23 protein-coding genes are annotated in these 18,042 nt (G+C 48.3%); 21 read left to right on the top strand and 2 right to left on the bottom strand.

Annotation, left to right across the window (positions count from 1 at the left end; translation table 11 throughout):
- Positions 1–155 precede the first annotated feature (155 nt).
- Entirely contained in the window at positions 156–1,094 is a 939-nt protein-coding gene (locus M2277_RS01855; RefSeq protein ID WP_280753996.1) for an aldose epimerase family protein, read from the top strand.
- Between the two features lie 51 nt (positions 1,095–1,145).
- On the opposite strand, the gene M2277_RS01850 is transcribed toward M2277_RS01855, so the two are convergent.
- Complete coding sequence (locus M2277_RS01850; protein WP_280753995.1) at positions 1,146–1,895, bottom strand: MBL fold metallo-hydrolase; 750 nt, start codon at positions 1,893–1,895, stop codon at positions 1,146–1,148.
- A gap of 184 nt (positions 1,896–2,079) precedes the next feature.
- On the opposite strand from M2277_RS01850, the gene M2277_RS01845 reads away from it, so the two are divergent.
- The 14 genes from M2277_RS01845 to M2277_RS01780 all read left to right on the top strand — a co-directional run bounded on the left by M2277_RS01845 (position 2,080) and on the right by M2277_RS01780 (position 11,715).
- Entirely contained in the window at positions 2,080–2,547 is a 468-nt protein-coding gene (locus M2277_RS01845; protein ID WP_036641781.1) for a hypothetical protein, read from the top strand.
- A 184-nt stretch (positions 2,548–2,731) separates the two neighbouring features.
- Positions 2,732–3,520: an ABC transporter ATP-binding protein gene (locus M2277_RS01840; protein WP_280753994.1), complete on the top strand. Its 789-nt coding sequence runs from the start codon at positions 2,732–2,734 to the stop codon at positions 3,518–3,520.
- Between the two features lie 49 nt (positions 3,521–3,569).
- A complete protein-coding gene (locus tag M2277_RS01835; protein WP_280753993.1) occupies positions 3,570–4,661 on the top strand; it encodes a winged helix DNA-binding domain-containing protein in 1,092 nt (363 codons plus the stop codon).
- A 40-nt stretch (positions 4,662–4,701) separates the two neighbouring features.
- Positions 4,702–5,145 carry a DinB family protein gene (locus tag M2277_RS01830; protein WP_006211544.1) on the top strand — a complete coding sequence of 148 codons (444 nt, stop codon included), beginning with the start codon at positions 4,702–4,704 and terminating at the stop codon, positions 5,143–5,145.
- A gap of 384 nt (positions 5,146–5,529) precedes the next feature.
- Positions 5,530–6,444, top strand: coding sequence for a Gfo/Idh/MocA family protein (locus M2277_RS01825; RefSeq protein WP_280753992.1), 915 nt, complete (start codon positions 5,530–5,532; stop codon positions 6,442–6,444).
- Positions 6,445–6,576: 132 nt separating this feature from the next.
- A complete protein-coding gene (locus M2277_RS01820; protein WP_006211541.1) occupies positions 6,577–7,053 on the top strand; it encodes an NUDIX domain-containing protein in 477 nt (158 codons plus the stop codon).
- A gap of 24 nt (positions 7,054–7,077) precedes the next feature.
- Positions 7,078–7,491 carry a VanZ family protein gene (locus tag M2277_RS01815; protein WP_036641793.1) on the top strand — a complete coding sequence of 138 codons (414 nt, stop codon included), beginning with the start codon at positions 7,078–7,080 and terminating at the stop codon, positions 7,489–7,491.
- Positions 7,492–7,758: 267 nt separating this feature from the next.
- Entirely contained in the window at positions 7,759–8,070 is a 312-nt protein-coding gene (locus M2277_RS01810; RefSeq protein ID WP_036641796.1) for a hypothetical protein, read from the top strand.
- A 37-nt stretch (positions 8,071–8,107) separates the two neighbouring features.
- Positions 8,108–8,512 carry an RDD family protein gene (locus M2277_RS01805; protein WP_076150851.1) on the top strand — a complete coding sequence of 135 codons (405 nt, stop codon included), beginning with the start codon at positions 8,108–8,110 and terminating at the stop codon, positions 8,510–8,512.
- A 22-nt stretch (positions 8,513–8,534) separates the two neighbouring features.
- Complete coding sequence (locus M2277_RS01800; RefSeq protein WP_006211536.1) at positions 8,535–9,092, top strand: hypothetical protein; 558 nt, start codon at positions 8,535–8,537, stop codon at positions 9,090–9,092.
- An 8-nt stretch (positions 9,093–9,100) separates the two neighbouring features.
- Complete coding sequence (locus tag M2277_RS01795; protein ID WP_280753991.1) at positions 9,101–9,760, top strand: HAD family hydrolase; 660 nt, start codon at positions 9,101–9,103, stop codon at positions 9,758–9,760.
- 51 nt (positions 9,761–9,811) lie between these two features.
- On the top strand, positions 9,812–10,093 hold the full coding sequence (locus tag M2277_RS01790) for a hypothetical protein (protein ID WP_280753990.1): 282 nt from the start codon (positions 9,812–9,814) through the stop codon (positions 10,091–10,093).
- A gap of 64 nt (positions 10,094–10,157) precedes the next feature.
- Positions 10,158–11,018: a Cof-type HAD-IIB family hydrolase gene (locus M2277_RS01785; RefSeq protein ID WP_280753989.1), complete on the top strand. Its 861-nt coding sequence runs from the start codon at positions 10,158–10,160 to the stop codon at positions 11,016–11,018.
- Between the two features lie 142 nt (positions 11,019–11,160).
- Positions 11,161–11,715 (top strand): GNAT family N-acetyltransferase, encoded by a 555-nt coding sequence (locus tag M2277_RS01780; RefSeq protein WP_280753988.1) that lies wholly within the window; start codon positions 11,161–11,163, stop codon positions 11,713–11,715.
- Here the strand turns inward: M2277_RS01780 and M2277_RS01775 are convergent.
- Positions 11,710–12,576, bottom strand: a complete 867-nt coding sequence (locus M2277_RS01775) for a LysR family transcriptional regulator (protein WP_063480114.1) — start codon at positions 12,574–12,576, stop codon at positions 11,710–11,712. The genes M2277_RS01780 and M2277_RS01775 overlap by 6 nt on opposite strands.
- Positions 12,577–12,728: 152 nt before the next feature.
- Between M2277_RS01775 and M2277_RS01770 the strand changes: the two genes are divergently transcribed.
- The 6 genes from M2277_RS01770 to M2277_RS01745 all read left to right on the top strand — a co-directional run bounded on the left by M2277_RS01770 (position 12,729) and on the right by M2277_RS01745 (position 18,017).
- Positions 12,729–13,076, top strand: coding sequence for a DMT family transporter (locus M2277_RS01770; protein WP_006211530.1), 348 nt, complete (start codon positions 12,729–12,731; stop codon positions 13,074–13,076).
- On the top strand, positions 13,076–13,390 hold the full coding sequence (locus M2277_RS01765) for a DMT family transporter (protein WP_036641804.1): 315 nt from the start codon (positions 13,076–13,078) through the stop codon (positions 13,388–13,390). The genes M2277_RS01770 and M2277_RS01765 overlap by 1 nt, the downstream gene beginning before the upstream one ends.
- 141 nt (positions 13,391–13,531) lie before the next feature.
- Positions 13,532–15,226 carry a M3 family oligoendopeptidase gene (locus tag M2277_RS01760; protein ID WP_280753987.1) on the top strand — a complete coding sequence of 565 codons (1,695 nt, stop codon included), beginning with the start codon at positions 13,532–13,534 and terminating at the stop codon, positions 15,224–15,226.
- A gap of 147 nt (positions 15,227–15,373) precedes the next feature.
- Positions 15,374–16,255, top strand: coding sequence for a GNAT family N-acetyltransferase (locus M2277_RS01755; RefSeq protein ID WP_280753986.1), 882 nt, complete (start codon positions 15,374–15,376; stop codon positions 16,253–16,255).
- Positions 16,256–16,296: 41 nt separating this feature from the next.
- Complete coding sequence (locus M2277_RS01750; protein WP_006211527.1) at positions 16,297–16,845, top strand: NUDIX hydrolase; 549 nt, start codon at positions 16,297–16,299, stop codon at positions 16,843–16,845.
- Between the two features lie 164 nt (positions 16,846–17,009).
- Positions 17,010–18,017: a phosphotransferase enzyme family protein gene (locus M2277_RS01745; RefSeq protein ID WP_006211526.1), complete on the top strand. Its 1,008-nt coding sequence runs from the start codon at positions 17,010–17,012 to the stop codon at positions 18,015–18,017.
- The last annotated feature ends 25 nt before the right edge of the window (positions 18,018–18,042 follow it).

Genomic DNA, 18,042 nt, shown 5'->3' with positions numbered 1-18,042 from the left:
TCGGACGCCCTCCAGGTGTGCCCGTGCTACTGGCCATGTGTGCGAAGGGACAATACGCAAAGATGTACAAAATCAAGGACCGTATGGTATACGGTCCTTGAGCATTTGTGTTGTGTTTTTCAAAGGTTATATGGAAGGAACGAAGGAGGATGACCATGTTGATCTGGAGCCAAGGGAAGCTGGATGGATATGAGGTATGGACAGGAAGCACTGGGGTTATGGAACTGGTTATGGTGCCTGAACTGGGAAGCAGGGTAATCTCGCTCCGCAATTGCAGAACCGGACGGGAGTGGTTGACGCAGCCAGCCGGAAAGCTGGAAGCGAACGAATATGCAAGCTCCTTCGGAGATCGGGACGGCAGCGGCTGGGATGAGATGTTTCCGACGATCAATACATGCCGGTACCCTGCATTCCCATGGAAGGGAACTGAGCTCCCGGATCACGGCGAGGTATGGTCCATCCCGTGGGCGGTTCACTGCGAGCAAGAGCAGCTTCATTGCAGCGTACAGGGGATCCGAATGCCTTACCAACTGCGCAAAAGATATTCCTTCCCCCGCGAGGACTGCCTGCGGATCTATTATGAAGTCTGCAATCCGAGCCAATTTCCGTTCTCTTTCTTATGGGCGGCCCATCCGCTATTTCAGATTGAGGAGGGGATGGAGATGATGGTTCCCGAAGAGCTGACCGAGATGATTGTATCGTATTCCGCCCAAGGCCGATTGGGCATAACCGGCGATGTCCTGAAATGGCCGCAGCCACTGGAGGAGAGAGTGGATATCCGCTTGGATCGAACCGGCAGCCGGCATGAGCAATCAGCAGAGAAATATTATTTTGCGGGAGAGCTGCCCGAGGGCAAGGTTTCACTCTATGATCCCCGGACTGAAGAAGGCATCCGCTTGATGTTCCCTCCAGAGAAGGTGCCGTACTTATCGGTGTGGGCGAACTATGGCGGTTACCAAGGGCAGTATCATCTGGCGATTGAGCCTGCTACGGGGCTGCTTGACGACCTTTCGTATGCGATGGGTCATCAGGCGGCAGCGGAGGTACCGGCGGGCGGCACGTATACGTGGTATCTTGAGATTTGCTGGATATGATGGTTGAAGAAATAGGATATCTTGCTCTTGGGTGAGGATGCTTTCACGATTTCATTCGTAAGCTAATTCACGGATTCGTTGATTGGGGTTATCGGTGTATAAGCCGCCATGATAACAGATCACGTTATGAATATCATAGTAAGTGAGCTTCTGTAAGGAAAGCTTGGCTAACGCCAAGTCAGAACTGGCTGCCGGGTCCGGTCCCAGCAGCTGACCGTCTCTAACGTTCATTGCGTCTGCGGCAATCAAGGTTTTGCTCGGTCGGTGATAAAAGCTGGTATGACCTGGGGTGTGACCCGGAGTGTGAATAACTATGATGCCGCCACCTAGCGGAAGTTCCTCGCCATCGCGCAGGATACTGTTCACTTCCGCTTTGGGAGGGTTCTCAAGAGTATGCCTAAAAGCGTTCTTCCACTCCGGCGGAACGGCGGCAGGAAGCGAAGCTAGCGCTTGTGTTATGGACTCAGGAGATAATTTGACAAGTCTCTTGTCCCCTTCGATGTAAGGCTTCTCTATTTCGCTGGCGAACACTTCAGGTGTGCGGTTGCTGTTACGAATTACATCCGGCAAACTGCCGATATGATCCAGATCCTGGTGTGATATAATGATTTTGGTTATATCCTGAACGGATACTCCGCAGCTCGATAGCTGCTCCTGAATAAGCGCGAACTGTCCGGGATAGCCGGTATCGATGAGAACCAGATTCTGATGATCCCATATCAATGTCGGATGGATCGTTTCGATTCTTCCCATCATCGCGGCGGAAATTTCCAGCATTTTGATGCCTTGATTGATTAGCATATCTACATACCTCCACTATTAAGGGATATCACCTATCCCTATTTCATCTTCCAGAGAAGTTTAAGCAGAAGTAGAATATCAAATCAATATAATTGTGTAAATAGTAAATATTTTATCATAACATATATAAATTAATTTGTCAATATTTATTTCGTGATTGCTTTCAGAATGGGGAGTTTGTTGGATGCTTGTTTCCATATTTAAATTACTAGTAATAACTTCGCCTATTTTAATATCGGGGATAATAGAATACGCGATGTCCAAAGAAAGTGAGAAACGAATGTTAAGTTTTATCATAAAGGCGTACGTGGATGGCTTGAAAATACTTGGTAAACCGCTAGTGTACGTTTTACAAAAAACAGAACTGCTGCTCAATCGGAAGGAAATGATCCGTTTTTCTCTTGTTGTGCTTGCAATCTTATTCTTTATCGGCGTGTTCAGAGTTGTAGAGGGGTTAAACTCAGGAATTGACCTTACCATATTAGCTGAAGGTCTGACGATTTGTTCGGCCGCGATCAGCTTTATGCTTGTATTGGATAGCGCTAAACGAAATAAGGAAACGAAGAAACAAAATGAAGACTTGATGCTTCGAAATACGGAGCTTCTGGAGGAAATCCAACAAATGCTAAAGGATCGTAACCATGCTGGGTAGCGCAATAAGGCTGTATCAGTCATTTATCACCCCCATTGCGTCACTTAACCTAACAGTCATTTATCACCCCCATTGCGTCACTTAACCTAACATCATTTAACTATTGAGGAATATGTAATTGCTGGTATAATCCTTGAAAAGAGAAACGCGGCGACCAAGCGAATAAAAAGGGGGAGGAACAGCAATGAACACGACGATTGAACTGAATAATGTAACCTGGAGACGGGAACAGAAGACCGTTCTTACAGGCGTGGATTGGACGGTACAGCAAGGAGAGCATTGGGCGGTTCTTGGGCTGAATGGCTCCGGCAAGACAACGATTTTGAATATGATTAACGGGTACATCTGGCCGACTAGCGGGACTGTTTCGGTGCTCGGGAATCTTTTTGGCAGAGTGGATTTAAGAGAATTGCGTAAATCGATAGGCTGGGTTAGCTCCTCTCTGCAAGAAAGAATCCGGCCCAGCGAGTCTACGCTCGATGTCGTGATTAGCGGTAAACATGCATCGATCGGTTTATACCAGAAGGTTGATGAAGCGGACCGGGAACAAGCGGAGCAGCTGATGAAGGATTTTAATTGCATCCATTTGCTGGGCCGTACCTATGAAACCTGTTCGCAAGGGGAGAAGCAGAAGCTGCTGATCGCCCGTGCGCTTATGGCATCCCCAAGACTGCTGATTCTGGACGAGGCCTGCAACGGACTTGATTTTCTGTCGAGGGAAGCGCTGCTGTCGAGTATCACTGCACTGGCATCAAAACCCGATGCACCGACTTTGCTGTTCGTTACGCATCATATTGAAGAGATTCTGCCGATTTTCTCGCACTCCTTGCTCATTCGCCGGGGCAGTGTATTTGGCAAGGGGCCTTCCAAGGATATGCTGACAAGCGACAATCTGACTTCGTTCTTCGAGACACCGGTAGAGGTGAACTGGCAGAATGATCGTGCCTGGATGTCCATTCCGGATTTAAAATAAAGAGGTGTCGAGCACGCTGCGATATTCATGACCAGGGGGAGTGGATGGGGTGCCAAGTCAAATCATATCGGATCCAAGGCTGTTCAATCAGCGGATAACAGGCACGAAGTATGAGAGTCCGGAGGCAGCAGTCAGAGGACTCGGGGCTGTGCAGGCACAGGATTATCATCAAGCAGTGTGGGGGATCGGGCTGCGTACGCAATCTGCGAGGCTGTATGATGTGGAGCAGGCGGTGCTGGATCGCAAGATTGTGCTGACCTGGCCGATTCGCGGGACGATATTCTTCGTACCGGCTGAGGATGTTAAATGGATGGTGAAGCTGACAGAATCGCGCCTGTATTCCAATGACCAGAAAAAACAAACGGAGCTTGATCTGGATGCAGCCAGCATGAACAAATGTAAAAATGTCCTGTATGAAGCCATGAAGGACTGCACGCCCGTCTCCCGTCCCAGATTGATGGAGCTGCTGGAGGAAGCGGGAATCAGCACAAAGAATGGTCGCGGCTATTATATTCTTGGATATTTGGGGCGAAGCGGCATGATCTGCTTCGGCCCGCTTGAAGGCAAACAGCAAACCTTCGTGCTGCTGGACGAATGGGTACGCAATTCCAGAGAGCTTACATACGAAGAAGCATTGACAGAGCTTGCGCTTCGATATTTTACTGGTCATGGGCCTGCAACGATCCAGGATTTTGCATGGTGGAGCGGTCTGACGCTGACAGAAGCTAGACGGGGCCTGGATATGATTAAACCCGAGCTTCGCTCTGTCCATGTGCATGGTACGGAATACTGGGTTTCAGCCTCTGGTCCACCGGTGTTTGGGGATACCCATTCGGTTGTTCTGCTTCCGGGATTCGATGAATATTACTTGGGTTACAAAGACCGCAGCGCAATCATAGAGACCGAGCACGATCCCAAGATCGCCCCCCATCGCAACGGGGTTTTTCAACCGTTGATGGTCACAGGCGGGGAAATCGTCGGCGTGTGGAAGCGGGAGATCAAACGCAGCGGCATCGAAATCACATTAAACCCGTTCGCATCGATAGGCGATCTGGAAGGGAAGTTCATGGAAGCCGCCAAGGATTATAGCGATTTTATGGGACTGCCGCTTACAAGAACAGAACTGAATCAATCTCTCTAAGCTTGTTGGCTGAGAGGAGTTTTTAAGGAGGAAGAGAAACATGGAATCGATATTGAAGCTGGACGAATTAATTGCTGACATGACGGAGATTGTAACGGCCACGAGCGAGATGGAATTTAATTTGAAACTCTCGCCTGATAAATGGTCCAAAAAGGAGATCCTGGGCCATTTATGCGACTCGGCGGTTCATAACCATGTTCGGTTCGTGAAAATTTTGCTGTCCGAGTATCCCATTGCCATTCAGGGGTACGCGCAGAACGACTGGGTTCAGGTGCACGATTACCAGAATCAGTATGATCCATCGGAAGTTTTGTCGCTATGGCAGCACCTTAACCGGATGATTCTGCGTGTGATGCGAGCAGCCGAGACCTCCGATTTTCAAAAAAAGTGCGTGCTCCCGGACAAAACGGAGGTTACGCTGGAGTGGTTGTTTAACGATTATGTGGATCATCTGATTCATCATCTGGAACAAATCGAGGCATAACCGCAGCCGCGGGGTTAGCGTGCACATGATAAATGGAAGGTATCTTGTAAGTTCAGGCGCTGAATTTGCAGCCTTAGGATCTGTTGTTGTTAAGGTTTTGGATTTAGGCATGGAGCGATTGCCCGTTGTTCAATTGCACGAAGCATTTATAGCTCGACCTAAGAAGGCTGTCAACGTCTGTAATCGGACGAGGGCAGTCTGTTTCTATTGGATGCAAGCCTGGATTAAAAGACGAATTAAAGTTGCGTCCGTTAGACAACAGGGGTGATATGATGGAGTGAATGCCTAGGCATATGCTCCAGCGCTGCTGGATCTCGTCCCGTAACACGGGCAATGGCAAGGCTTGCGCATCATATTCAAACTGAAGGTGAGGGAGATAAACTCATGACAGTAAAGATCGGTATGATTGGTTTGGATACATCGCATGTCTCCATTTTCTCGAAAATGCTGTTTGACACAAACCATCCATATTACGTTCCCGGCGCACGGATAACGGCAGCTTTTCCCGGCGGGTCACCGGACTTTGAGCTTAGCATGAGCCGGGTGGAGGGATATACGAAGGAACTCGCTGCATGGGGAACCGAAATATTGGATCGTCCGGAAGACGTGGCAAAACAAGTCGATGCCGTGATGCTGGTAGCGGTTGAAGGAAGGACGCATTTATCCTTGTTTCGTGCGATTGCTCCGTATTGCCGACGGGTGTTTATTGACAAACCGTTTGCGGTGACAAGTAAGGATGCCAAGGAAATGATCGAACTGGCCGAGCGGTTTCAGGTGACGGTGATGAGCAGTTCGTCCCTTCGGTATGCCCAAGGGCTTCAGGATGAACTGGCCCGTTGCGGGGAAGGGGATATCATCGGGGTAGATTGCGCGGGACCGCTTCCCCTTCAGCCCACACAGCCAGGATTGTTCTGGTATGGCATTCACGCGGCTGAGATGCTGTACAGAGTTCTCGGTACAGGGTGCGAAAGTGTACATACAGCTGCAACGGAGTTCCATGACGTATTAACAGCAGTTTGGAAAGATGGGAGAATCGGGACGATTCGTGGCAATCGTGCAGGCAATGATCGCTTCGGGATCACCATTCATCGTACAGAGGGCAGCAGCTTTGTGGATATCATGGAGCATCCCAAACCGTATTACGCGAGTCTGTTGGACCAGATCATGCAGATGTTCACGACAGGTGTATCGGGTGTTCCCTTATCTGAAACTCTGGAGATCATTCGTTTTCTGGAGGCGGCGAATGTCTCCCGCGAAACCGGAGAAACGGTGAGGCTGGATGGTTATAACATGGCGTAACATAGGCATGACATATGTCGATGTCCGTTCGTGTACTTTCCAGTAGAACCTATTCCTATTCGGTACCGCTAATTGTATGATGGACAGACCAAGGGCGTTTGCCCCAAGTTTTTAGCAGAGAGAGGTGGATACGTGACATATCATATCCGGGTGAGACCGACGGCCCTGGTCTTTCAGGACGAGCAGATTCTATTGGTTGAATATGATGACGAGAACGGAGTCCATTATAATTTGCCCGGGGGAGGAGCTGAGCCGGGAGAGTCGATTGTGGAAGGCGCCTTGAGAGAATTGTACGAGGAAACCATGTTGGAAGCTGAGGCAGGACCTGTCGCGTTTGTGTATGAAAATGCCCCGCATAAGCAAGTACGCCATAACATATCGGATATTCATACGTTGTATATCGTTTTTGAATGTTATCCGCTAGAGGGGGCGTTCCCTAAACTTCCACCTACACCGGATCCGAATCAATCCGATGTGAAATGGATACCGCTTAGCCAGCTTGACGGCATTATTTTATATCCTAATATCAGGAATCACATCAAGCAGTACGCTCAGGAGCGTAGAAATATCGAGATCATTGAGGATTATATGTTGGATAAATATGTATGAGCCAGACGAACCGGGAGAACGTAAATGAAATCACCTTATAAAATGATCGCCTTGATCCTTCTAATCGGATACACCATTTTGCTGGGTTATTGGATGCTCTGGGGCTTCGGCCGGACCGTACGTCATGAATACAGCTATAATCTGGTTCCGTTCTCGACGATGGTCACCTATTTTCCTGTTCGCTCGACGAGCTCGATCATTAATATTATGGGGAATATCGCTGTGTTTGTGCCTTTTGGCGTGCTGCTCCCGCTCCTGTTTCGGCTTCGTTATCTGAAGATGCTGGGTGTCTTTGTAATCGGGTTGTTCCTGCTCGAAATGGCACAGCTGATCACACGGAGAGGGAGCTTCGATGTCGATGATTTTATCTTGAATTCGCTAGGGGCTACGATTGGTTACGGGCTGCTGCGTATCAGTATGAAATGGAGAGCCAGGTAGCGGCATATTTTAGATAGAAAACCCGATCGTTTATGATAAGGAGCAGAACGGCTTCACTACGGTGATTGTTCGATGAGAAGCTGGAGTTTACAATGATATCAGGGATTGGGAAAATATGTGCGGGAAGGTAAGGCATCCGTGAGAGATTCTGTGTTCAGCAAGCTGACTGAGGCATAAAGTGTACATAGGACTTAAAGGATGGTGTAGAGAGCTTTTTTATCAAGCATGGAGAGCAGGCCAGTGATCATAAGGAAGGACTGAACACCTATGAATCATAAAACGATGGGCATGATATTTATCTGCATATCCGCCTTTTTGTATGGAACCCGGTATATCGCAGCTGCCATATTCGGATCGAATGTCTCGTCATGGAACAAAGAGATGTATGAGGCGATGTTAAGTTATGTAGGAAGAGGACCGTTGATATTGAGTATAATTAGCCTGACCATCGGTATTTTGTGTTTCATGGGGCCTACGATTCGTCGATGGCACGAGCAGGATCTCAGAAAAATCAAGAGCAACTGGAGAGAATTTGATCAGCCTAATGATAAACGAAGGGTGCAAAAAATAAAGCGTTGAGTTGTTTGAAGTTCTTCAACGTTGAGGGGGGAATGGGATGAACGACAACCAAGTGGCTGGCTTTTGGATCCGACTTGGCGCAAATATTCTGGATGGATTGATTATTGGACTTCCTTTATCCATCATTGCAGGCATAATCACAGGGAATTATGAGAATGAGCCGATCAGTAATTTGATTTATGCTCTATACGGCCTTCTAGTGCCGGTGTATTGGAATGGTTATACCATTGGGAAGCGCATATGCCGCATTCGCATTCGAAAGTTCGATTTTCTTGAGCCGCCGGGCATTGGAACGATGCTGCTCCGAAACCTCGTAGCAGGAATTGTGTATGCGTTAACGCTTGGCATCGGAATCATTGTGAGCATTTTTATGGTGGCATTGCGTGAGGATAAGCGTTCCCTTCATGATTTTATTGCGGGTACGGAAGTTGTACACGACTAGGGAAACAGGGAGAGTATGAACCATGCGAGTAGGGATTAACAGCAGGTTGATGTTTGCGCTGCTTGTAGCCATGACGTTGTCTTCGGGATGTTATGATCAGAGGTCGGGCGAGTCATTTTATACAGAAAGCGTGAGCGAAGAAGAACGTCCGGGACAAGAAGCCGATTATCGGGAAGTTCCGTACTCTCAGCTCTTATACTCCAAAACCGCCCCAGACTTTACGTGGGAGTATCGCACAGAAGAGCACCTTGATCCGGAAATTGAGAAGCTTTACGAGGATGGAATTCATCTGGCTCCCGGAGGATGGGTACTCAAGGAAACGGATGAGGAATTCTATATGTTGATTAGCGGGGGATTCCTTCCGACGTCCAAAGGGTTTCGGATTACGTCGATTCAGATGGCTGGCGAACAGAAAGGGAACGATAAGAATCACCTTTATATCACTTTGGAACCTCATCAGGGCGATGGCACGAAGGATTACCCCGGCGATGCCAGCATTACGTCTCTGATCAGCATCCCCAAATCAGGACTGCCCGCAGGGGCTGCGATTGATGGAGTTTCCATGAATGGGGTTGAGTAGATATCGAAATGATGATAAAAGGCATTGTGTTTGATATGGATAATACGCTGCTGCATTCAAGCATTGATTTTGGAGCCATGAAACGTGAGATCTATACATTTTTATGCGACCACCGATTGTTGCCCGCAGGTCTTAGCTTGGACCTCCACACAACCTCTACCGTCATCGCAGAAGCCATGAACACGGGTTTACTGTCGGAAGAGCTGAGTAGCGAAATGTGGGATATTGCGAAAAAACATGAAATACAAGGGATGATCGGAGCCCATCTTGAGGAAGGGTCCATGGAGCTCATCCAGCAGCTGCACGGGCAGCTGCACCTGGTCATTGTGACCAATAACGCTTTAGAAGCGGCGATGTCGGCACTGAACGAGAACGGGGTCGCTCATTATTTCGATCTTATTATCGGCAGAGAAGCCATGGGCTCATTGAAGCCTGCACCGGACGGTTATCTGGAGGTACTAAAGCATTTTTCGCATACGTCGCCTAAGGAATGGCTGTCTGTGGGAGATGCATGGGTTGACGGCAAGGCTTCCGAGAGTGCTGGAATGCCGTTCATTGCTTATCGTGGAGACGGAGCGAAAATGAACAGCATGGATGTTGCTCCGTTTGCGCAAATTCAGGATATACGGGAAGTTCTCGGTTTTCTTCAGCCGCTAGGAAAGGATTGAGGTCATTCGCAGGGCAGGCATTCTGTCAGGTATGTTGACCGAGGTTACGTGATGAGAAGATATGTATCCCACTTGTCTCTTGTTTTATTTGTCTGCATTACGCTGTTCACGTTGTACAGCTTCCTGTTTCCGTTTGTGGCGGGCAGTCCGTTTCAGGGACTATGGTTCGCTGCGATTCTTCTGTTGTCGCCCGTAGGTATCCTGCTGGCGCTTGTAAGCAAATATCGCGGCAGTCTCTCGCGAATCGGTATCACAGCCATTGTTGGACATTCGATGTTATTGTTATTTCTGGTTCTTTATATGACACTGGGTTATCTGATCCTTGGGGTCTAAATCATATTAATATGAAGCAATTTATCTGTACCCAACAGTACGGGGAAGGAGGCAGGGCTTCTACATGAAGAACAAAGTTTATATTACCGATCTGGACGGAACGCTGCTGCGATCGGATCAGAGACTCTCGTCCTACACAACGGAGGTTATCTCCAGTGCGCTGGAGCAGGATATGGTCGTTACGTTTGCGACAGCTCGCGGATATATTAGCGCTTTAAGCGTTGTCTCGGACATCACTTGGAGATACCCCTCGATTCTGTATAACGGTGCATTGATATACGACGGCTTGACCCGTTCCGTTATAGATGGATACTGGCTGGAGCGGGATATCTCGAATGAGATTATCCACGTTGGGAGGAAGTATGGCATTACTCCTTACTATTTTTCATTGGATGTGGACCATCAGGAGCGTGTTCTGCATGAGTCGCTGCAAAGAGAGGGAGAGAAGGCCTTTTTCCATAGTCGTCCCCATGATCCGAGGTTCATGGAAGTGAAGTTCTTGAATTGCCCGCCGGATTACCGCACATTAGCTCTTACATACATCGGATTACATGAGGAATTGGAGCCGATCAGGCACGAGGTCACGGAATTATTCGGGGATGTGATTCACGCGCATATGATGCCCGATTACTATATCCCGAGCCATTATTTTCTGGAATTCAGCCATGCCAAAGCGAACAAAAGAGACGGGCTTCAATTATGGTCCTCCCATATGGGCATCGATCTGGAGAACACGGTGGTGTTCGGCGACCACATCAATGATGTAGGGCTGTTCGAAGCCGGAGGCACCCGGATTGCGGTGCGGAATGCGCATGAGAGCATTCAGCGGCTGGCCGACCATATCATCGACTCGAATGAGCTTGATGGCGTGGCGCGTTATATCCAGCAGCAGATGGAGATGTCGATTACAGAGACCATTCTCTAAAGAACACATGCAACAACCATCGGATAATGGGTCAGATACAGATGGCCGAAGTATTCAGAACAGGGTTAGAATATGAACTTTCTGGGGGCGAATAATGAGAATGAATCTAGCAGAAGAAATCTATTGATCTGGAGGTGGGCTTATGAAAAAGATTGAAGATGTTTTTGATCCATTCCCTATTCTGGAGACGGCAAGAACCTTGTTAAGACCCATCACCCAAAGGGACCTGATGGATATTTACAGATACTGCTCCGTGCCTGAGGTATCCAGACATACCTTATGGAATACGCATCAATCGACAGATGACACCCAGCGGTTCTTGGAGTTTGTGCAGCAGCGATATACCTTGCAGAAGGTCGGGCCGTGGGGGATTGAACACAAGGGGACCGGCGTTATCATCGGAACCTGCAGTTTCATTGAATGGGATAATGATCATCGCAAGGCGGAGCTCGGGTATGTATTGTCCAATCAATTCTGGAACCAGGGAATCATGACGGAAGTGATCGAGCGGGTCATTACATTCGGGTTCGACCAATTGCAGCTGGTTCGTATTGAGGCCAAATGCCACCCGGATAATACAGGTTCCTATAGGGTGATGGAGAAGACCGGGATGAAGCTGGAAGAGAGGCTCCGCCATTATCTCAAGGTGAAGGGGCGCTATGAGGATATTCTGGTTTACTCCATTATTCGGTTATAAATGCTCCTTTATTTCAAAGTTGACCTTGACCAGCTCGGCAAAAGCGGAAAAAGCCTTGTTCCTGAACCGGTCGTTCCGCCGAATCAGGCTTGTTGTGCTATGACGATAGGCCTCCGGTATGGAATAGCTGCCCATATCCGCACATTCTCCGCTCAGTACGGAGCTTGGCAGCAATGTAGCGGCAAGACCTGAACGCACGATACCGAGCTGAGTTTCGAGCGACGACACTTCGATCATCCTGGTAAGCGGAATGCCTTCACTTAACAGCCATTTTTCAAGGGTGCTTCGAAACGGACATCCCGACGGGGCGACGGCCCATTTTGTTGTGGCAAGATCGGGAAATGGCTGCTCCTTCGATTTCGTTAACAGCTTGACCTCGTCCTGATCCACATATTCGGCAACGACTTTCGGCGGCAGACTTCCTGTTACAAAGGCCCCGTCCAGCTGGTAGTTCAGCACTTGAGAGATTAGCTCGGCTGAGCTTCCCGTCAATAACGAAAGCGAGACGTCCGGGTACATATTTTGATAGTCCGACAAGGACTGTATGAAGTACCCGCAATGAACCGTATCCACAACGCCAATGGTTAAGCAGCCGCTGGGATACGGTGTTTCCTGTACCGATCGAATGGCTTCCTCCGACAAATTGAGAATGGAGCACGCATAATCCCTGAGCGTGGCCCCCTTCTCGGTCAACGTCACGCCGTTGGAGTGCCGGTTGAACAAGGGGACACCCAGTTCATTCTCAAGCTTTTTGATCCGGGCCGTCACATTGGACTGCACATATCCGAGCTGCTCAGCAGCACGGGTGATGTTCCCCTCCTCGGCAATCCTTAGAAAAACCTTCAAATCCGTAAGCTCCATAACAGCTGCCGCCTCTCCATCCTTCGGACATCACTAATAATGATGATAACATTATTAATTATCATTATACGATATGTCGATTTTAGATTACAATCACAACTGCGAATCAATAAGGTTCACGATTATAAGAGCAGAAAGGAAGTGGTTGCAGGATGAAGAAGGAATGGTGGCTTTTATTGTTGGCGGGGGCGCTGGAAGTGGTATGGGTATCCGGCTTGAAGCATTCCGATGTCTGGTGGCAGTGGCTCATTACCATTGTCTCAATTTTATTCAGCTTTAAAGTTTTTTTGGATTCTGCGGCGAAGCTGCCCATTGGCACGGTGTACGTTATATTCACGGGTCTTGGGACAGCCGGAACGGTGCTGGTGGAGATTCTGGTTTTTGGAGAGCAGGCAAACCCGGTCAAACTTCTGCTGATTGGCATGTTGGCTGCGGGTGTGCTCGGGCTTAAACTCGTTACGAAGGAAACGGATAGTCAGGCGAAGGAGAGTGGTTTGTGATGGAATGGATCGCTCTGATCGCCGCGGGGTTGTGCGAAGTGCTGGGTGTCATTGCATTGAGACGTGTGGCCTTGTTTCGCAGCTTCGGCTCCTATTTGTTTCTGACCTGTTCGCTTGGATCGAGTTTCTTGCTGCTGACGTATGCGATGAATTTTATCTCCATGGGAACCGCCTACGCCATCTGGACAGGAATGGGAACGGCAGGAAGCACACTGCTGGGGATGTTCGCATTTGGAGAACCGAAGGAATGGCGGCGCGTATTCTTCATTAGTTTAATTCTGGCTTCAGTCATCGGTCTTAAGATGATAACGTGACGTCGCAATCGAACAGAAATTCGAAAGCTTGTGAAGGATATTGAGATTCGCATATAGAATTTACATAGAGTTTGGTGTTATGAAATCATTCCATCTGACGCCACGATGCATTTTTTATCATTGAAAGGACAGGTGTATCCTATGAAATTCAGCGAATATCGCTATGAACGTCCCGATGTAAAAGCTTTTGAGCAAAAGTTTAAAGAACAACTCAACGCCTTTACTTCAGCAAGCACGTATGAAGAGCAGGATCAGGCGATGACCCGCATCAATAAACTCCGCAGTGAGATGGATACACTCGGTCAGCTTGTGAGTATTCGTCACTCGATTGATACAAACGATGAGTTCTATAAGGCTGAACAGGATTTCTTTGACGAGAACGGACCGGTGATTCAGGAATACATAACGGATTATTACCGCGCTCTCGTGGATTCGAAATTCAGAACCGAGCTTGAGGATAAATGGGGCCGGCAGCTGTTCCAGCTTGCAGAGCTATCACTCAAAACCTTCAGTCCCGAGATTATTGAGGATTTGCAGCAGGAGAATAAACTGACCACCGAATACTCGAAGCTGATCGCTTCTGCCAAAATCCAATTTGAAGGCGAGGAGCGTACGCTACCGCAATTGACGCCTTTCCAGCAATCCAAGGACCGCGATATGCGCAAACGCGCCATGGAGGCTTCCAGCGGCTTTATGGCCGAGAATGAAGCAACTTTCGACCGCATTTATGATGATCTGGTAAAAGTGAGAACCAAGATGGCCAAGAAGCTGGGTTTCAACAATTATGTTGAGCTTGGTTATGCGCGCATGGCACGCACGGATTACAACGCAGAGATGGTTGCTAATTTCCGCAGCCAGGTGCTGGAGCATATCGTTCCGGTTGCATCCAAGCTGAAGGAACGTCAGCAGAATCGTATCGATGTGGACCAGCTGCTGTATTATGATGAGAACTTTGCATTCAAATCGGGGAACGCAACACCGAAGGGTGATCCAGACTGGATCGTGAGCAACGGAGCGAAGATGTATGAGGAGTTGTCACCGGAAACCCATGAGTTCTTCACCTTCATGCAGGAGAACGGCCTGATGGATCTGGTAGCCAAAAAAGGCAAGCAGGGCGGCGGTTACTGTACCTATATCAGCGAGTACGGCGCACCTTTTATTTTCTCCAACTTCAACGGTACGTCCGGTGATATTGATGTGTTGACACACGAAGCTGGTCATGCCTTCCAAGTATACGAGAGCAGAGGTTTCGAGGTTCCGGAGTATGGATTCCCAACGTATGAAGCATGCGAAATTCATTCCATGAGCATGGAGTTCTTCACATGGCCTTGGATGGACCGTTTCTTCGAAGATGAAGCGGACAAATACCGTTTCGACCATCTCGCAAGCGGGCTGATCTTCATTCCTTACGGAGTAACGGTTGATGAATTCCAGCATTTCGTTTATGAGAATCCGGATGCAACGCCGGCTGAGCGGAAACAGGCATGGCGTGAGATTGAGCGGAAGTATTTGCCGCACCGGAACTACGATGACAACACGTACCTGGAGCAAGGCGGTTTCTGGCATAAACAGGGTCATATTTTTAGTTCGCCGTTTTATTATATCGATTACACGCTGGCTCAAATCTGCGCTTTCCAATTCTGGAAGAAGATGCACGAAGATCGATCGGCCGCATGGGCAGATTATCTGCACCTCTGCCGTCAAGGCGGAAGCAAGTCCTTCGTCGAATTGGTGAAGGTAGCCGGCTTGATCTCGCCGTTCGAGGATGGCTGCGTCACTTCCGTCATTGGCAGCATTAATGCGTGGCTTGACAGCGTATACGATGCAGCTCTTTAAATCGTAAATAAGCAGTGACAACGCATGCAGGGGGACACTATTGAGTTACAGCTCAGGTGCTCTTCCTGCATGTTTTTAAATGGAATGAAATTTTGCGTCTGAACCGTTTCGCATTATCCATGCCTATGGAGCAGGAGGAAATAAACCATGATTACCTATAAACCCCTTAGCGAGCTTCCGATTCGGGATGCCTCGGAGCTATGGAACCAATCGTTTGAAGGATACATCGTGAATGCCTCGATGCCGCTGGAGCGTTTCATTGCTCGAATCGGAAATGATGGCTTAAGTTTGGAGGAATCTCTCGCTTGTTATGTGGATGGGGCTGCGGCAGGCATCGTCATGAACAGCTTCCGTGAGTTTGATGGCGTTAAGCTTGCACGTAACAGCGGTACCGCCATCGCTCCGGATTTTCGGGGCAAAGGGCTCGGCAAATCCATGATGGAGAAAAACTCGGAGCTTTACGAGAAGCAAGGCGTACATCGTGCCTATCTAGAGGCTATCAGCACGAATACAGCAGCGATCCGACTCTATCAAAGTGTCGGATATGTAATCATTGACCGGCTGCTTATCATGTCGAATGAGCAGTCGCTTGAGGAGCTTAATGTTCAGAATGCAGCTTCAACATATACTTTGGTCAGAGGCCAGGCCGCTGAGGTCGCCTCCGCCGCCTTCTATCTGCCCGGCGAAGTCTGGCAGACAGACGCCTCCAATATTAGGGATGGTGAGTGTGTTTTTGTATATAAGGAAGAAAAGCTCGCGGGTTACGGATTGTTTAAGCGAGTGTTTGACGCTGCCGGAAGTTTGACTGCAATCACACTATTTCGCTGTGAGGCAGCTCCCGGACATCCTGACGCAAAAGGGGTCCTTAAGAGGGCAGTGCTTGAGATCATGCAGCCTGGACATGCCTGCAAGCGATCCGCGTTCAATATCCGGGCCTCCCATAAGGAACTGGTGGAAGTTCTGACGGAGCTTGGATTTAACGCTGGAATGGAGCAAGTGCTCATGGTTCGCGAGTATAACGTGGAGTAAAGCAAGCATGAATTTTAGCATAGAGCGAAAGGGAACAGCGCATGAGAATAAATACGGATTTAAGCTCCTATCGGGCGTTATCGAATGATATCCATTGGGGTGTTGTGAAGGCCAGGTTTGATTTAGACGAAGATATTGATGAGTCGAAGGTGAGCAATGTCACGATTATTCCGTTTACCGGAAATCGCTGCGTTGTCTTTCAAGTGGCGGATGGAAGCTGGGAGCTTCCAGGAGGTACGCTGGAGCCCGGGGAGCGATATTTGGACGCGCTGCGACGGGAGGTGAGGGAGGAGCTTGGTGCAGAACTGGAGTCGTACCGAGTCTTCGGCCAGTTTCGTTGTGAATCCAGTTGCAAGACCCCGTACCGTCCGCATATCCCTCACCCGCGCTTTGTCAGATTGGTTGGCTACGGGGATGTATGCATCGTCGGGGAACCGCTGAATCCTGAAGACGGCGAGCAGGTGATCGCTGTGGAGGCGGTCGAATTGGATGTGGCGGTTCAAAGATTTGAAGAAACGGGCAGGCAGGATATTGCGGACCTGTATAAGCTGGCTTATGCCATAAGACAACAAGACCTCTCGGGTAGATAAACCTATAATATCTTGAGCATGGGAATGGGAGGAACGAAGTAAGGCCATGTGTCGGATAACAATCAGGCATACCAGGATTATTGCAGAGTGAAGCCATGAATGAAGACGGAGTTTATGAGATTGATCCTAAAGGCCATGTTCTGGACAATAAAGAGGGGTAGACAATGGAGCACTTATTTCAAGAGCTGCTGCAGCATTATTTTAATGAGCCTGTGCATTCTATGGGCAATGTGCCATTTGGCATGACGAATGACTCCAGAATTGTTGTACTGAACCAAAGCAAATATGTTGCAAGAATATATAATCGTCATACTAAAAATGAAGAAAGATTACAGTTTGAGGTGGAATTAACAGCTTATTTGGAACATTGCTCTTTATCGTTTGGTGTTCCAGGGTTCCTCTCGAGCAAGGATGGCTCGAAGTATGTTATTCTGTCGGATGGTTCTTTAGGCTCCATAACCCGGTTTATTGAGGGTGAGGTTCCAGATTTATTAAGAAATTCGGATGTGCTTAGTTATGGACAGACGGTTGGAGAAATTTCGTATGCCCTTCAGCAATTCTCATCGGTACCCGTTGATTCGGTTCGTCCTACTATCGCATTTCATGACCCTTACAGCCTTCATCCGCTGTCGTATCAGAAGAGCATCCATGAATTTCTGTCCAGTCCTCCCTTTGCAATTGATGCCGATCAGATTGCTATTATCCAGGCGTATTACCAGAATATTTACAGGCACGCGCCTGAACTCAATCTTCTGCCTAAACAAATTGTCCACCATGATATTCTCATCTTTAATCTCTTGATCGAGCCTCAATTCAGGAAGATCAGCGGGGTATTGGATTTTGATTTTGCCGCTAACGATATTCGTATTTGGGAACTAACGATCTGTTTAAATCATCTCCTTCAATTTGAAGACCAAACTTTTGAGAAGATAGAGCTGTTTTTGGATGAATATCGAAAATATATGACATTAACCCCTGCGGAGATTCAGTGGATTCCGTATGTTATGCAGATATATTACGTATCACTATTAAGCATCTATATTGGACAACATTATGCCGGCCGGAGCATCGCCCCTTATTTTCGGTTGATGTTGAAGCAGCTTTTGAAGAGAAGAGAGTGGCTGGAATATAACCAGCATGCCTTTTCCGATTTGTTGCACTCGAAATTCTAATGTCCCAATCAACTTCTAGGATGTG

This window comes from Paenibacillus sp. LBL (assembly GCF_029893715.1).
Classification (GTDB): domain Bacteria; phylum Bacillota; class Bacilli; order Paenibacillales; family Paenibacillaceae; genus Paenibacillus_AQ; species Paenibacillus_AQ glucanolyticus.
Note: the sequence above shows the minus strand (reverse complement) of the source record. Positions and strands in the feature narration are given on the sequence as shown.

Coding starts and splice junctions, on each gene's coding strand:
- M2277_RS01855 (WP_280753996.1), top strand. CDS start 156: ATGTTGATCTGGAGCCAAGGGAAGCTGGATGGATATGAGGTATGGACA.
- M2277_RS01850 (WP_280753995.1), bottom strand. CDS start 1,895: ATGCTAATCAATCAAGGCATCAAAATGCTGGAAATTTCCGCCGCGATG.
- M2277_RS01845 (WP_036641781.1), top strand. CDS start 2,080: ATGCTTGTTTCCATATTTAAATTACTAGTAATAACTTCGCCTATTTTA.
- M2277_RS01840 (WP_280753994.1), top strand. CDS start 2,732: ATGAACACGACGATTGAACTGAATAATGTAACCTGGAGACGGGAACAG.
- M2277_RS01830 (WP_006211544.1), top strand. CDS start 4,702: ATGGAATCGATATTGAAGCTGGACGAATTAATTGCTGACATGACGGAG.
- M2277_RS01825 (WP_280753992.1), top strand. CDS start 5,530: ATGACAGTAAAGATCGGTATGATTGGTTTGGATACATCGCATGTCTCC.
- M2277_RS01815 (WP_036641793.1), top strand. CDS start 7,078: ATGAAATCACCTTATAAAATGATCGCCTTGATCCTTCTAATCGGATAC.
- M2277_RS01810 (WP_036641796.1), top strand. CDS start 7,759: ATGAATCATAAAACGATGGGCATGATATTTATCTGCATATCCGCCTTT.
- M2277_RS01805 (WP_076150851.1), top strand. CDS start 8,108: ATGAACGACAACCAAGTGGCTGGCTTTTGGATCCGACTTGGCGCAAAT.
- M2277_RS01800 (WP_006211536.1), top strand. CDS start 8,535: ATGCGAGTAGGGATTAACAGCAGGTTGATGTTTGCGCTGCTTGTAGCC.
- M2277_RS01795 (WP_280753991.1), top strand. CDS start 9,101: ATGATGATAAAAGGCATTGTGTTTGATATGGATAATACGCTGCTGCAT.
- M2277_RS01790 (WP_280753990.1), top strand. CDS start 9,812: ATGAGAAGATATGTATCCCACTTGTCTCTTGTTTTATTTGTCTGCATT.
- M2277_RS01785 (WP_280753989.1), top strand. CDS start 10,158: ATGAAGAACAAAGTTTATATTACCGATCTGGACGGAACGCTGCTGCGA.
- M2277_RS01780 (WP_280753988.1), top strand. CDS start 11,161: ATGAAAAAGATTGAAGATGTTTTTGATCCATTCCCTATTCTGGAGACG.
- M2277_RS01775 (WP_063480114.1), bottom strand. CDS start 12,576: ATGGAGCTTACGGATTTGAAGGTTTTTCTAAGGATTGCCGAGGAGGGG.
- M2277_RS01770 (WP_006211530.1), top strand. CDS start 12,729: ATGAAGAAGGAATGGTGGCTTTTATTGTTGGCGGGGGCGCTGGAAGTG.
- M2277_RS01765 (WP_036641804.1), top strand. CDS start 13,076: ATGGAATGGATCGCTCTGATCGCCGCGGGGTTGTGCGAAGTGCTGGGT.
- M2277_RS01760 (WP_280753987.1), top strand. CDS start 13,532: ATGAAATTCAGCGAATATCGCTATGAACGTCCCGATGTAAAAGCTTTT.
- M2277_RS01755 (WP_280753986.1), top strand. CDS start 15,374: ATGATTACCTATAAACCCCTTAGCGAGCTTCCGATTCGGGATGCCTCG.
- M2277_RS01750 (WP_006211527.1), top strand. CDS start 16,297: ATGAGAATAAATACGGATTTAAGCTCCTATCGGGCGTTATCGAATGAT.
- M2277_RS01745 (WP_006211526.1), top strand. CDS start 17,010: ATGGAGCACTTATTTCAAGAGCTGCTGCAGCATTATTTTAATGAGCCT.